Source organism: Geodermatophilus sp. CPCC 205761 (assembly GCF_051383655.1).
Taxonomy (GTDB): Bacteria; Actinomycetota; Actinomycetes; order Mycobacteriales; family Geodermatophilaceae; genus Geodermatophilus.
On record NZ_JALPKQ010000013.1, the window covers coordinates 71,978 to 85,646 of the forward strand.

General features: G+C 75.6%; 13 protein-coding genes. 5 read left to right on the plus strand and 8 right to left on the minus strand.

What is annotated here, in order from left to right; genetic code table 11:
• The first annotated feature begins 27 nt into the window (after positions 1-27).
• Entirely contained in the window at positions 28-2,835 is a 2,808-nt protein-coding gene (ppc, locus tag MY526_RS10330) for a phosphoenolpyruvate carboxylase (RefSeq protein WP_436703831.1), read from the plus strand.
• Positions 2,828-3,937, plus strand: a complete 1,110-nt coding sequence (locus MY526_RS10335) for an inositol monophosphatase family protein (RefSeq protein WP_436703832.1) — start codon at positions 2,828-2,830, stop codon at positions 3,935-3,937. Before ppc ends, MY526_RS10335 begins: the two co-directional genes overlap by 8 nt.
• Before the next feature lie 3 nt (positions 3,938-3,940).
• On the opposite strand, the gene MY526_RS10340 is transcribed toward MY526_RS10335, so the two are convergent.
• Positions 3,941-5,350, minus strand: coding sequence for an FAD-dependent oxidoreductase (locus MY526_RS10340; protein ID WP_436703833.1), 1,410 nt, complete (start codon positions 5,348-5,350; stop codon positions 3,941-3,943).
• Positions 5,351-5,423: 73 nt separating this feature from the next.
• Between MY526_RS10340 and MY526_RS10345 the strand changes: the two genes are divergently transcribed.
• Positions 5,424-5,735 (plus strand): putative quinol monooxygenase, encoded by a 312-nt coding sequence (locus tag MY526_RS10345; protein WP_436703834.1) that lies wholly within the window; start codon positions 5,424-5,426, stop codon positions 5,733-5,735.
• Here the strand turns inward: MY526_RS10345 and MY526_RS10350 are convergent.
• The 4 genes from MY526_RS10350 to MY526_RS10365 form a co-directional block, all read right to left on the minus strand.
• Positions 5,732-6,553 carry a hypothetical protein gene (locus MY526_RS10350; protein WP_436703835.1) on the minus strand — a complete coding sequence of 274 codons (822 nt, stop codon included), beginning with the start codon at positions 6,551-6,553 and terminating at the stop codon, positions 5,732-5,734. The genes MY526_RS10345 and MY526_RS10350 overlap by 4 nt on opposite strands.
• 63 nt (positions 6,554-6,616) lie before the next feature.
• Positions 6,617-7,426 (minus strand): Fpg/Nei family DNA glycosylase, encoded by an 810-nt coding sequence (locus MY526_RS10355; protein WP_436703836.1) that lies wholly within the window; start codon positions 7,424-7,426, stop codon positions 6,617-6,619.
• A complete protein-coding gene (locus tag MY526_RS10360; RefSeq protein WP_436703837.1) occupies positions 7,419-8,783 on the minus strand; it encodes a cryptochrome/photolyase family protein in 1,365 nt (454 codons plus the stop codon). Before MY526_RS10360 ends, MY526_RS10355 begins: the two co-directional genes overlap by 8 nt.
• 42 nt (positions 8,784-8,825) lie before the next feature.
• Positions 8,826-9,146, minus strand: coding sequence for a GNAT family N-acetyltransferase (locus MY526_RS10365; RefSeq protein ID WP_436703838.1), 321 nt, complete (start codon positions 9,144-9,146; stop codon positions 8,826-8,828).
• Positions 9,147-9,307: 161 nt separating this feature from the next.
• Between MY526_RS10365 and MY526_RS10370 the strand changes: the two genes are divergently transcribed.
• Positions 9,308-10,060: an amidohydrolase family protein gene (locus tag MY526_RS10370; RefSeq protein ID WP_436703839.1), complete on the plus strand. Its 753-nt coding sequence runs from the start codon at positions 9,308-9,310 to the stop codon at positions 10,058-10,060.
• Between the two features lie 16 nt (positions 10,061-10,076).
• Here MY526_RS10370 and MY526_RS10375 read toward each other — a convergent pair whose 3' ends face one another.
• From MY526_RS10375 to MY526_RS10385, 3 genes are all read right to left on the minus strand, one after another.
• Positions 10,077-10,529: a DUF5313 family protein gene (locus MY526_RS10375; protein WP_436692483.1), complete on the minus strand. Its 453-nt coding sequence runs from the start codon at positions 10,527-10,529 to the stop codon at positions 10,077-10,079.
• Positions 10,530-10,648: 119 nt separating this feature from the next.
• Positions 10,649-11,179: a MarR family winged helix-turn-helix transcriptional regulator gene (locus tag MY526_RS10380; protein ID WP_436703840.1), complete on the minus strand. Its 531-nt coding sequence runs from the start codon at positions 11,177-11,179 to the stop codon at positions 10,649-10,651.
• A 213-nt stretch (positions 11,180-11,392) separates the two neighbouring features.
• A complete protein-coding gene (locus MY526_RS10385; protein WP_436692481.1) occupies positions 11,393-12,757 on the minus strand; it encodes a sensor histidine kinase in 1,365 nt (454 codons plus the stop codon).
• A gap of 152 nt (positions 12,758-12,909) precedes the next feature.
• Here MY526_RS10385 and MY526_RS10390 point away from each other — a divergent pair, with 152 nt between their 5' ends.
• Positions 12,910-13,632, plus strand: a complete 723-nt coding sequence (locus tag MY526_RS10390) for a response regulator transcription factor (protein WP_436703841.1) — start codon at positions 12,910-12,912, stop codon at positions 13,630-13,632.
• Positions 13,633-13,669 lie beyond the last annotated feature (37 nt).

Below are 13,669 nucleotides of genomic sequence, written 5' to 3' on the forward strand. Positions count from 1 at the left end.
GTCACACCCGCCCCCGATACTGCCCCCGTGTCGGAAGCCACTGTCGACGTCGCCGACCTGCGCCACCACGGAGGGGCGGAGGGGGATGCCACCGCTGCCACCGACGCCCCGCTCCGCGAGGACATCCGGCTCCTGGGCCGCGTCCTGGGGGAGGTGATCGGCGAGCAGTCGGGCGAGGACGTGCTGGCGCTGGTGGAGTCCACCCGGGTGGAGGCCTTCCGCGTCCGCCGCTCGGAGGTCGACCGCGCCGAGCTGGCCGCCCGGCTCGGCGATCTCGACGTCCGCTCCACCAACCACGTCATCCGCGCGTTCAGTCACTTCTCGCTGCTGGCCAACCTCGCCGAGGACATCCACCACCAGCGGCGCCGCCGCATCCACCGGCGCGAGGGCTCGCCCCCGCAGAAGGGCAGCCTGGCGGCCACCCTGGGGCTGCTGGACGCCGCGCGGCTCGACCCGGACGTCGTCGCGCGCGAGCTCGCCGGCGCGCTGGTCTGCCCGGTCGTCACCGCCCACCCCACCGAGGTCCGGCGCCGCACGGTCTTCCGCGTGCAGCGCCAGGTCACCGAGCTGATCCGCCGCCGCGACCGCTCCGCCCCCGGCGAGGTGGAGGAGGCCGAGTGGTCGGCCGAGCTGCACCGGGCGGTGCTCACCCTCTGGCAGACGGCGCTGCTGCGGCTGTCCCGGCTGCGGCTGGCCGACGAGATCGACGAGGCGCTGCGCTACTACGAGCTGTCCCTGTTCGAGGTGGTCCCGGCGATCAACGCCGAGCTGCGCCGGGCGCTGCGCGAGCGCTGGCCGCACGCCGGGCTGCTCCCGCGGCCCATGCTGCTGCCCGGCTCCTGGATCGGCGGCGACCGCGACGGCAACCCGTTCGTCACCGCCGACGCCGTCCGCCGGGCCAGCACCCGGCAGGCCGAGACCGCGCTGGCCCACCACCTCGGTGAGCTGCTGGCGCTGCACGACGAGCTGTCCATGTCCGACCGGCTGATCACCCCCACGCCGGAGCTGGCGCACCTGGCCGAGGCCTCCCGCGACGACTCGCCGTTCCGCGCCGACGAGTCCTACCGGCGCGCGCTGCACGGCATCCACGCCCGGCTGGCCGCCACCGCCCAGCGGGTGCTCGGGTTCGTCCCGGGCCGCCCGCCGCACCACGAGCTCGAGCCCTACGACGGCCCCGACGAGCTGCTCGCCGACCTGGCGACGGTCGACACGTCGCTGCGCCGGCACGGGGCCGACGCGCTCGCCGACGACCGGCTGGCCCGCCTGCGCGACGCCGTCGAGGTCTTCGGGTTCCACCTCTGCGGGCTGGACATGCGGCAGAACTCGGCGGTCCACGAGGAGGTGCTCGGCGAGCTGCTCGCCTGGGCCGGCGTCTGCCCCGACTACGCCGCCCTCGACGAGGACGACCGGGTGGCCCTGCTGGTCGGCGAGCTGCGGATGCGCCGCCCGCTGGTCCGGCACGGGGCGGAGCTGTCCGAGCTGGCCCGCGGGGAGCTCGACCTGCTGGAGGCCGCGGCCGGGCAGGTGCGGGAGCTCGGGCCGCGGGCGATCCCGAACTACGTGATCAGCATGTGCGAGTCGGTGAGCGACGTCCTCGAGGTCGCCGTCCTGCTCAAGGAGGTCGGGCTGCTCGACCCCGACGGCGAGGACGGCCCGACCTGCCCGGTCGGCATCTCGCCGCTGTTCGAGACGATCGCTGACCTCCAGCGCGCCGCGCAGACGATGTCCGCCGTCCTCGGCGAGCCGCTCTACCGCACGCTCGTGGCCAACCGGGGCGACGTGCAGGAGGTCATGCTCGGCTACTCCGACAGCAACAAGGACGGCGGCTACCTCGCCGCCAACTGGGCGCTGTACCGGGCCGAGCTGGCGCTGGTCGAGGTGGCCCGGACCGAGGGCATCCGGCTGCGGCTGTTCCACGGCCGCGGCGGCACCGTCGGGCGCGGCGGCGGGCCCAGCTACGACGCCATCCGCGCCCAGCCGCCGGGTGCGGTCGCGGGCGCGCTGCGGATCACCGAGCAGGGCGAGGTCATCGCCGCCAAGTACGCCGACCCGGACCTCGCCCGGCGCAACCTGGAGGCGGTGGTCGCGGCCACCCTGGAGTCGACCCTGCTCGACGTCGAGGGCCTGGGGGAGGACGCCGAACCGGCCTACGCCCTGCTCGACGACCTCGCCGCCCGCGCGCAGCAGGCCTACCGGGCGCTGGTGCACGAGACGCCGGGCTTCGTCGACTGGTTCCGCGCGGCGACGCCGATCGGCGAGCTGGCCGAGCTGAACATCGGCAGCCGGCCGCCGTCGCGCAAGGCCGGCGACTCGATCGCCGACCTGCGCGCCATCCCGTGGGTGTTCAGCTGGTCGCAGAGCCGCATCATGCTGCCCGGCTGGTACGGCACCGGCACCGCGCTGGAGAGCTGGGTGGACGGCGACGACGCGAAGCTGGCCCGGCTGCAGGAGCTGCACCGGCGCTGGCCGTTCCTGCGCACCATGCTGTCGAACATGGGGATGGTCCTGGCCAAGACCGATCTCGGGCTGGCCGCCCGCTACGCCGAGCTGGTGCCCGACGAGGAGCTGCGGCACCGGGTGTTCGACCAGATCACCGCCGAGCACGAGCGCAGCTGCCGGATGCTGCTGGCGGTCACCGGCGACGACCGGCTGCTGGCGGACAACCCGTCGCTGGCGCGGTCGATCCGCAACCGGTTCCCCTACCTGGAGCCGCTGCACCACCTGCAGGTCGAGATGCTGCGACGGCGTCGCGGCGGGGACGACGACGAGCTGGTGCGGCGCAACATCCAGCTGACCATCAACGGCATCGCCACGGCCCTGCGCAACAGTGGCTGAGCCGCGGCTGGAGTGGCGGGCCGACCCGGGACCGCTCGACCTGCGGGTGGCGACCCGGGCGGACGAGGTGCGCTCGGCGGCCGAGTCCCTCGGCGTCGCGCCGGCCGCCCTCGCCACCACGCTCGTCGACCCCGCCCGGCGGCTGCTGGTCGACGACCGGGGCAGCGTCGCGCTGCTGCGCCGCGAGTGGGGGGAGGACGGCGCCGCGGAGGCGGTGCTCGTGCGCCGGACCGGCGCACGGATCACCCAGCCCCGCGTCCTCGCCGTCGCGGCCGGCTGGGGCTGCGAGCGGGTGCGCGACCGGGTGCGCGACGACGTCCTCCCCGTTCCCCTGCCACCGGTGGAGGCGCCGCTCGCCGACCGCTTCCTGCACCTGGCCGCGCTGGCCGCCACTCGCGTCGAGGTCGCCGCCGCGCTGGCCCGGGACGCCGGCACCGACCGGGTCAAGGACGACGGCAGCCCGTCGCTGGCCGCCGACGAGGCCGCGCACGCCGCCGCCGCGGAGGTGCTCGCCCCGCTGGGCGTTCCCCTGCTCAGCGAGGAGCGCCACGACCGGCCGGTCGCCGACGACGCGCCGTGGATCGTGCTGGACCCGCTGGACGGCACCGGCAACTTCCGGGCCGGGCTGCCGCCGTGGGCGTTCTCGGCCGCCCTCGTCCGCGGCGGCCGCGCCGTCGCCGGGATCGTGGCCGACCTGTCGAGCGGCCGCCGCTGGGAGGGAGCGCTCGGCGCCGGCGCCCGCCGCGACGGCGTGCCCGTCCGGCCCCGGACGGGTGGCACGGTCGTCGTCCCCACGGCTCCGCCGGGCGGGAGCGTTCCCGTGCCGGCGGCCGCGCGGCGGATCCGGGTCACCGGCTGCACCGCGGTCGACCTGTGCCTGGTCGCCGACGGGTCGGCCGCGGCCTGGCACGACCTGGACCGCAGTGGCACGCACGTGCACGACGTCGCCGGGGGGCTGGCCGTGCTCGCCGCGGCCGGCGGGGTGGCGCTCGCCCCCGACGGCGGGCCGCTGCTGCTCCGGCCGGACACCGAGACCCTGATCCGGCTGGTCGCCGCCGCGGACGTCCGGACGGCGCGGGAGCTGCTGGTCGCCGCCGGGTGAGGCTCAGCGGGCCCGGGCGGCCGCCTCCTTGACCGCCGCCAGCAGCGACTCCCACTCGTGCAGCGTCGTCCGGGCCCGGCCGCGGGTGGCCCCGAGGGCGACCTCGGCCGCGTCGATCGCCCGCCAGTCCTCCAGCAGGACCGGGTCGGCGCCGTTGGCCCGGAGCTCGGACACCAGGTCGTCGCCCCCGCCGCGGCCCGGCCGGAGGACCCCGGCGGCGACGTCCTCGAGCAGCGCGGCGACCGTCTCCCGGGCGTCGTGCTTGTTGGTGCCGACGACGCCGGTCGGCCCCCGCTTGATCCAGCCGGCCACGTACTCGCCGGGCGCGCGCTGCCCGTCGCGCAGCACCCGCCCTCCCTCGTTGGGCACGGTGCCGCGCCGCTCGTCGAGCGGCAGGTGCGGCAGCCCGCTGCCGCGGTAGCCGACCGAGCGCACCACCAGGTCGGCGGGGAGGACCTCCAGCTCACCGGTGCCCGACGCGCGGCCCTCGGCGTCGACGACGGTGCGCTCGACCTCGACGCCGGTCACCCGCTCCTCGCCGACCAGCCGCACCGGACGGGTGTAGAAGCGCAGCCGCAGCGGGGTCCGGCCCGGTTCGAGCGTGTGCCCGGCCCACTCGCGCAGCACGGCGAGGTTGCGGCTGACCACGCGGTCGGCGGCGGCCCGCTCCTCGGCGGCGGGGTCGAGCTCCAGGTCGGCGGGGTCGACCAGCACGGTGGCCTGCGCCAGCTCGTCGAGCTCGCGCAGCTCCTGGGTGGTGAACGTGGCGTGTGCCGGGCCGCGGCGGCCGAGGACGGTGACCGACCCCACCGGCGCGGCGGCCAGGGCGTCGAGCACGTGCTGGGGCATGTCGGTCGGCTCGAGTTCGGCCGGCGTGCGGGCCAGCACGCGGGCGACGTCGAGCGCCACGTTGCCGACGCCGACCACCACGACCGACCGCGCCCCGGCGAGCGCCGCCTCCACCCGCGCGCGGTCGGCGTCGGGGTGGCCGGTGTACCAGGCGACCAGGTCGGTCGCGGCCAGGCTGCCCGGCAGCTCCTCCCCGGGGATGGCCAGGTGCCGGTCCAGCGCCGCGCCGTAGGTGTAGACGACGGCGTCGACGGTGCGGGCCAGGTCGGCGCAGTCGAGGTCCCGCCCGACCTCGACGTTGCCGACGAACCGCACCGACGGGTGGTCCAGCGCCCGGTGCAGGGTGTCGCGGATGGCCCGCATCTTCGGGTGGTCGGGGGCGATGCCGTGCCGCACCAGGCCGAACGGCGTGGGCAGCCGGTCCAGCAGGTCGACGGCCACCGGCACGTCGTCCTGGCGGGTCAGCGCCTCGGCGGCGTAGATGCCGGCCGGACCCGCGCCGACGACGGCCACCCGCAGGGGTGGCACGGAGGACGGGGGACCGGGGTCTTCCTCGACCGACACGACAGGCATCCTGACCCGCGCGGGCGGGAATGCACCAGGCATAGGCCCGTCCCCTCGATCCCAGGAGCAGCCCGTGGCCGTCGTCGTCGTCGCGACCATCACCCCCCAGCCCGAGCACGCCGCCGCCGTTCGCGAGGCGGTGCTGGCGGCGATCCCGCAGGTGCACGGCGAGTCCGGCTGCCGGCGCTACGCGCTGCACGAGGGGCAGGACGGCCGGCTGGTGATGATCGAGCAGTGGGACAGCCCCGAGGACCTGGCCGCGCACGGCAAGGGGGACCCGTTCGCCGAGCTCAGCCAGGCGCTGGACGGCAAGCTCGCCGGCGCGCCGGACCTGCAGGTGCTGACCGCCCTCCCGGCCGGGGACGGGGCGAAGGGCGCGCTCTAGTCGCAGGGGTGGTTGTGGTCCAGCCGGTCCTCGACGTACTGGGCCATGACCACCTCGCCGCCGCCCACCAGCGGCGCCCGGCGGCAGGTCGCCCGGGCGCCGGCCGGCGTGCCGCCGCCGGCCAGCCAGCTGTCCAGGCCGTACAGGGCGCTGTCCCGCGGGACGTCGCCGATGATCCGGCCCCACTGCTGCGCGGTGGAGTAGAGCCCGACCTCCGCGCCGCGGCTGCCGAGGTAGGCGGCCATGCCCTCCAGTGCCGCGCGGTTGCGGGCCCGGGCCGCCGGGGAGCCGTACTGCCAGGTGTTCATGGTCTCGACGTCGAGCCACCAGCGGTGCGCGGCCGGGTCGGGGTCGACGCCGGCCCGCTCCGCGGCAGGGGCGAAGAACGCCTCGACGTCGAGGTAGGCGCGCAGCCAGCCGTACCGCCACGAGCACGCCTCGTCGTTGGCGCCGTCGCAGTGCCCGTACGGGCTGTCGCCGGCCAGCGGCCAGGTGTGCACGAGGTCGAGCACCTGGCCGGGGTTGGCGGTGTTGACGTAGAGCTGCAGCGCGGGCTGGCCGCGCACCGCGCCGGTGGCCTCGGCCGCCCACGCGAGCTGCTCGGTCAGGCACGGGTTGGGCCGGGTGGCCCGCCCGCCGTTCACCCCGACGATGCCGAACGCGGGGCGGTCGGGGAGCGGGACGTGGCACTGCGGGTGGGAGACGTCGTAGCCGACCACCGGGGGATCGTCGTCCGCGGCCGAGGCGGCCGGGACCCCGACCAGGAGGCAGACGCAGGAGAGCACGGCGACCACCAGGGCGCGCAGCGTGCTCGACATCCGATCACGATATCCGCGGCGAGGGGTCAGGTCACTCACCCCGAGGGGGCAGCCCCGCCGCGGTCACGCGGCCTGGCAGACCGGGCACCAGTAGAGGTTGCGGGCCACCATCTCCTGCGTCCTGACCTGCGTGCCGCAGACCCGGCAGGGCAGCCCGGTGCGCCGGTAGACGTAGTGCGCGTCCTCCCGCACCACCGCGCCGCGCCGGCGGGTGCGGTGCTCCGGCCGGGTGGTGACGATCCGGCCCATCCGCACGCCGGCGCGCATGAGCACCACGAGGTCGGACCACATCCGCGCCCACAGGTCCGCGTCGACCTCCCGGCCAGGGCGGAACGGGGAGACGCCGTGCCGGAACAGCAGCTCCGCGCGGTACACGTTGCCGACGCCGGCGAGCACCGACTGGTCCATGAGCAGCGCGCCGATCGCGGTGCGGCTGCCGGCGACGCGCCGGTGGGCGCGGGTCCCGTCGGTCCGGGGCCGCAGCGGGTCGGGGCCGAGCCGGGTGAGGATCCGGTCGACCTCGGGTCCGGGAAGCACCTCGCAGGCGGTCGCGCCGCGCAGGTCGGTCCAGACGCCGAGGCCGTCGGGCCCGTCCCCGACCCAGCGCATCCGCAGCGCGCCCCGCGGCGCGGGCGGGACGCCGGTGCCCGAGGTGTAGCTGCCGTAGAGACCGAGGTGCACGTGCAGCGTGTCGGCGCCGAAGCAGGCGAACAGGTGCTTGCCGTGGGAGACCACCTCGTCGAGCACCCGACCGTCCAGCAGCGCCGCGCCCGCGGCGAAGCGGCCCTGCGGGCTGGTCACGTGCACCGGGCGGCCGGCGAAGGCGAGTGACTGGTCGCGGGCCAGCCGGAACAGGGTGTGCCCCTCAGGCACGGCGCACCTGCTCGTAGCGGTCGAGGGCCACCCGGCGCTCCTCGGCGTGGTCGACGATCGGCAGGGGGTACCCGGGCGGGACGCCGTCGGGCGCCAGCCACGGCTCGTGCACGAACCGCGCCGGGACGTCGCGCAGCTCGGGCACCCACCGCCGGACGTACCCGCCGTCGGGGTCGAACTGCTTCCCCTGCCGGGTCGGGTTGAAGACGCGGTGGTAGGGGGAGGCGTCCGTGCCGGTGCCGGCGACCCACTGCCAGCCGTGGTTGTTGCTGGCGAGGTCACCGTCGACCAGGTGGGCGAGGAAGTGCCGGGCGCCGCGCCACCAGTCGACGTGCAGGTCCTTGAGGAGGAACGAGGCCACGACCATGCGGACCCGGTTGTGCACCCACGCCTCGCCCAGGAGTTGCCGCATCCCGGCGTCGACGATCGGGTAGCCGGTGCGGCCCGCGGCCCAGGCGGCGAAGCGCTCGTCGGCGTCCGGGCCGGTGTCGTAGGTCATCGTGCGCATGCGCCCGTCGAAGGCCTCCCGGTGCGTCTCCGGCCGGTGCCACAGCACGTCGGCGTAGAACTCGCGCCAGGCCAGCTCGGTGACGTAGCCCGCGGCCGACGGCCCCTCCTCGTGCGCCAGGTCGGCCAGCAGGGTCCGCGGGTGGGTGCAGCCGTACTTCAGGTACGCCGACATCCGGCTGGTGCCCTCGGTGCCCGGGGTGTTCCGGGTCTCGCCGTAACCGGTCAGCCGCTCGTCGCGGAACCGGCGCCAGGCCGCGGCGGCGGCGGCCTCGCCGGCCGGGGGCAGGCGGACGCCGTCCAGTTGCGGCGCGTCGGGCCGCTCGTCGGACCGGACGCCGGTGCACCACCGGACCGCCCGCGGCCGCGGTGCCGGATCGCGCCAACCGTGCGCCCGCCAGGCCCGGGCGAAGGGCGAGAACACCCGGAACGGCGTCCCGTCGCCCTTCGTGACCCGGCCGGGCGTCACCGCGTACGGCGAGCCGGTGCGCACGAGGGGCACCGCGCCCAGCGCGCGCTCCACGTCGGCGTCGCGCCGCCGTCCGTAGGGACCCGCGTCGGCCGAGACGTGCACGCTGGTGGCGCCGACCTCCTGGACCAGTTCGGGGACGACTCGCGCCGGGTCCCCGGAGCGCAGCACCAGGGCACCGTCGAGGGACGCGTCGAGGTCGGCGAGGCAGTCGAGCAGGAACCGGCGGCGCGGCCCTCCGGCCGGGTCCCACAGCCGCGGGTCGACGACGAACAGCGGCAGGACGGCGCCGTCGGGACCGGCGGCGTCGCGGGCCGCCAGCAGCGCCGGGTGGTCGGCCAGCCGCAGGTCGCGGCGGAACCACAGCAGCGCGATGGGCACCCGCGCCAGGGTAGGCAGCGCGGACGGGATCTGCAGATCAGGTCAGCGGTCGGCGGTCTCCAGACCGAAGTGCGGCCGGTCGGCCTCGGCGACCAGGTCGACCTCTTCGGGGTGCTGCTGGATGTAGTGACGGACGAACGAGCAGTAGGGGAGCACGTGCACGCCGCGCTCGCGGGCGGCGGCGAGGACGCCGGCGACGAGGATCTTGCCGATGCCGCGTCCACCGACGGAGGGGTCCACCTCGGTGTGCGGCAGCGCCATGGTGCCGTTCTCGACGTGGTAACTCGCCAGGCCGACGACCCGGCCGTCGAGCAGGACCTCGAACCGCCCCCGATCGGGGACGTCGACCACACTCGTCTCCATGCTGGTGTGCCACCTCCGCTCGCCCGGCGTCGTTGCCGGGTTCGACATGCGTACTGAGACGGTAACGCCTCGGAGCCCCCGGGGGTTTCGCCGCGCCGGGTGACACCCACGGGGTGGACGCGGTCCGGGACCCCGCCGCACCGAGTCGAGAGGAGCTCCCCGTGCCGACCCGGCGCCCGTTCTTCGACGCCCACTTCCACGTCGTCGACCACCGGTTCCCGCTGTACGAGAACGACGGTTTCCTGCCCGATCCCTTCCCCGTCGAGCGGTACCTGGAGCGCACCGCCGCACTGGGCGTCGTCGGCGGTGCCGTCGTCTCGGGGTCGTTCCAGCGCTTCGACCAGGGCTGTCTGCTCGACGCCCTCGCCCGGCTCGGCCCCGGCTTCGTCGGCGTTGCGCAGATCCCGCACGACCTGCCCGACGCCGACGTCGTCGACCTCGCGCGGCGCGGGGTGCGAGGGGTGCGGTTCAACCTGCGCCGCGGCGGGTCCGCGGGCAGAGAGCACCTGGACCGGCTGGCCCGCCGCGTCCACGACCTGGCCGGCCTGCACACCGAGCTCTACGTCGACGCCCGTGACCTGGCCGACCTGGTGGACACCCTCGCGGCGCTGCCCGCGGTGAGCATCGACCACCTGGGTCTGCACGCCGACGGCCTGCCGCACCTGGTCGCGCTCGTCGAGCGCGGCGTGCGGGTCAAGGCGACGGGCTTCGGCCGTGTCGACCTCGACGTCGCCGCGGCCGTCCGCGCCGCGCTGGCGGCCGACCCGACCGCGCTGATGGCCGGCTCGGACCTGCCGTCCACCCGCGCCCGGCGTCCGTTCGCCGACTCCGACCTCGATCTGCTGGCGGACGTCGCCGGGGAGCACGTCGACGCGGTGCTGCACGACAACGCGGCGGCCTTCTACCGGGTGTGAGGGCTCTCGGCGGGGGTCAGCGCCCGGCCCGGTCCCGGTAGCGGGCGGCGCGCCGGGCCGCGGCGGCCCGCCGGCGCTCGCTCTCGCGCTGCTCCCGGCCCTGGGCGGCGCGCTCGCGGTGCACGGTGGCGGTGCCCGCCGGGTAGCCGGCCTTCACGACCCGGGTCTCGGTGCTCTCCGGCATGTAGGCCAGGGAGTAGAACAGTGCCAGGGCCAGCCCGCCGCCGGCGCACGCGGCGCGCAGCCCCCACGAGGCCGGCAGCAGCGTCATGATCAGGGCGATCGGGACGGCGAGCTGGACCAGCATGCGGCCGATGTGGCGCAGCCACCAGGTGCCGGTGGTGGTGTCGTGCAGCACCCAACCGCGGTGGCGCCCGGGCAGCGAGCCGCCGAAGGCGTACCAGAGCCACCGGTGCGGCGCCGGACGGATGACGGGCTCGGCCGGCGTGCCGCTCTCGGGGTCTGTCACGACGGTTCGCTCCTGGTGGTCGACGGTCACGTCTCCATGGTGCCCCGAACAGTTGGTGGGCGAAAGGTTGGGGTACCAAGTGTCAGCAGGCTAACAACTGCCGTCCGTTGCGCCGGGCCTCAGGCGACGGTGGCCCGCGGCACCTCGTCCTCCCGCGGGTCCTCGTCCCGTGCTGGCGCCGTCAGTGCGCGCTGGGAGGCGGCGATCACCTGGGTGAGCGCTCCGTGCAGCGCCATCAACTCCTCGACCGGCATGCCGAGACGCTCGACGATGCCGGTGGGGATGGCCTCGGCCTGGGCGCGCAGGGCCCTGCCGGCGTCGGTCAGCGCCAGCGCCAGGTTGCGCTGGTCCCTCGGATTCCGCTCCCGGCGCAGCAGGCCGGCCGCCTCCAGCCGCTTGAGCAGCGGCGAGAGCGTGCCGGGGTCCAGTTGCAGCAGGTGCGACAGCTCCTTGACCGACAGCGAGCCGTGCTGCCACAGCGCCAGCATCACCAGGTACTGCGGGTGGGTCAGCCCCAGCGGCTCGAGCACCGGCCGGTAGACCGCGACCACGTTGCGGGCCGCCACCGAGAGGGCGAAGCACACCTGCCGCTCCAGGGCGAGGGTGTCCTCGGGGTCGAGCGGTGCGTCGGGCACTTGATCGGTCGTCACCGCCCCAGCCTAGATCCCGTGGCGTCCCAAGCATTGGGCCGCCAACGACCCCGTCGGTCAGCACCGGCTGGTGGCCCCGAGGATTCGAACCTCCGACACGGTTCAGGAGAGCGTTCCATGGGCGATCGGCTGCTGTCGGCAGCTTGTGAACATCCGGCTTGACCTGCGGTTCTGGCCTGTGGCGACGTTGATCGTCGATGGTCTTGGTTGGACCTAGGCGATCATCCCGCCGCTCCTGGAGACGTCGGTGGCTCCCGGCTCCCGGTCCGGGACGGCCACGGGCGCCGTCGGGAGGAGGAGGGTGAACACCGGCGGTGAGGGGCGGGTCAGCTCCAGCCGGCCCTGCTCGGCCTCGGCGAGACGGCGGGCGAGGGCGAGACCGATGCCGTGACCGTCGCGCCGGTCGGCCCGCCCGGAGAAGACGGTGTCCTCGGGCGCCAGGGGGCCCGGGCCCTCGTCGGAGACGTCGATGGCCACCGCGCCGGCGGCCTCCCGCACGGACACCGTGACCGTCCCGGCGCCGTGGGAGGTGGCGTTGTCCACGAGGACGCCGAGTACTTGCCGTACCGCGGCGGCCGAGCCGCGCGCCGCCGGGGCGTCGGGGTCGCTGCGGACTTCCAGGTCGCGGCCGTGCAGAGCGAGGCGTGCGCCCCACTCCGGGGAGAGCTCGCCGAGGAGCGCGTCCAGGTCCAGGGGACCGGTTTGTCCGGCCTGCCCGGCGCGGGCGAGGGTGAGCAGCTCGTCGATGATGGCCTCGAGGCGGTCGGCGTCGGCGAGGCTGGCGGCGATCGCCGGCCGGGGGTCCTGGTCGCGCTGTTCCAGCGCGGCTTCCAGGCGGAGCCGCAGCCCGGCCAGCGGGGTGCGCAGCTGGTGGGAGGCGTCGGCGGAGAACGCGCGCTCGCGGGCGAGCAGGTCGTCGAGGCGGGCGGCGGTGGTGTCCAGCGCGGTCCCCACCGAGTCGATCTCGGCGATGCCGCCCTTGCGGCTGCGGACGCTGAAGTCGCCGTCGCCGAGCCGGCGGGCGCTGTCCTCCAGGTCCTCCAGCGGACGTGCCAGCCGGCCGGCCTGACGGCGCCCCACCATCCAGGCGATGGTCACCGCCACCGCCGCCAGCCCCGCCATGCCCGCCCAGACGAGGGCGACCTGTCCGAGTACGGCGCTGCGCGGGGTGGCGACCAGGACCGCGCCGATCACCTCGTCGGAGTGGGTCACAGGCGCGGCGGCGAGGAGGAGGTCGCCACGGGCTCGGGCGCGCACCCCGCCGTCCAGAGCCCGGGACAGGAGGCGGCCGTGCTCACCGGGGATCGATCCGGCCAGCCGGTCGCCGTCCTCGTCGAACACGGCCGCGTCGATGTCGTCGCCGCGGTCCCCGACGTCGGAGAGGTCGTCGGGGTCGATGGTGTCGCCGTCGTCCACGTCGTCGGCGACGTCGATGGCGACGTCCGTGGCGACCCTCACCAGGTGGACCCGCTCCTGCTGGATCGCGTACCGGTGAACGGCGACGGCCAGCGGGACACCGAAGAGACAGATGGCCAGGACGGAGGCCACGACGGCCACGCCGATGATCCGAGTGCGCACGAGCGTCTCCGTTCTGCTGCCGCCATCGGCCCCGCTCGTCGATTGCCAGGATGTCTCCCCGGCGGGCCGATGTCACCGCGTTCGTGTGCGGGGCTCCCCGCAGCGGTGAAGCGGGCGCCCGGGCTGGCCTCGGGGGGTGCCACGATGTCGCGGTGACCGGCCGGATCCTCCTCGTCGAGGACGACCCGACGATCGGCGAGGTGCTGACCTCGAGCCTGCGCAGCCACGCCTACGAGGTCTCCTGGGCGCGAACCGGCACCGACGGGCTGGCCCGCGCGGGGGCAGGCGACGTCGACCTGGTGCTGCTGGACCTGGGACTGCCCGACCTGGACGGGGTGGAGGTGTGCCGGCAGCTGAGAAGGCTCCAGCCCGGGTGCGTCCTGGTCATGGTGACCGCGCGCTCGGCGGAGATGGACGTCGTCGTCGGGCTGGAAGCCGGTGCCGACGACTACCTGGTCAAGCCGGTCCGCCTGGCCGAGTTCCATGCGCGGATCCGCGCGCACCTGCGTCGAGGCGAAGCGATCCCGGCCGCAGCGACCGTGTTCGCGGTCGGAGACCTCATCGTCGACGTCCCCCGCCACACGGTGACGATCGCGGGACGGCAACTGCACCTGCGGCCCAAGGAGTTCGACCTGCTGGCCAGCCTGGCCGCACGACCCGAGGTCGCGCACAGCCGCGGTCAGTTGATGTCCGACGTCTGGGACGAGAACTGGTTCGGCTCCACCAAGACCCTCGACGTCCACGTCGCCGCGCTGCGACGACGGATCCACGAAGCCGCCGGTCCCGGTGTCCTCGTCCCGCGCATCGTCACCGTGCGCGGGCACGGATACCGGCTCGAGCTGCCCGCACCCGACGACGCCGGCCCATCCGCCTAGCCGGCATCGCTGAGGACGCGTGCCCCCAGGTGCCCGC

Coding starts and splice junctions, on each gene's coding strand:
- MY526_RS10350 (WP_436703835.1), bottom strand. CDS start 6,553: ATGTCGAGCACGCTGCGCGCCCTGGTGGTCGCCGTGCTCTCCTGCGTC.
- MY526_RS10365 (WP_436703838.1), bottom strand. CDS start 9,146: ATGGAGACGAGTGTGGTCGACGTCCCCGATCGGGGGCGGTTCGAGGTC.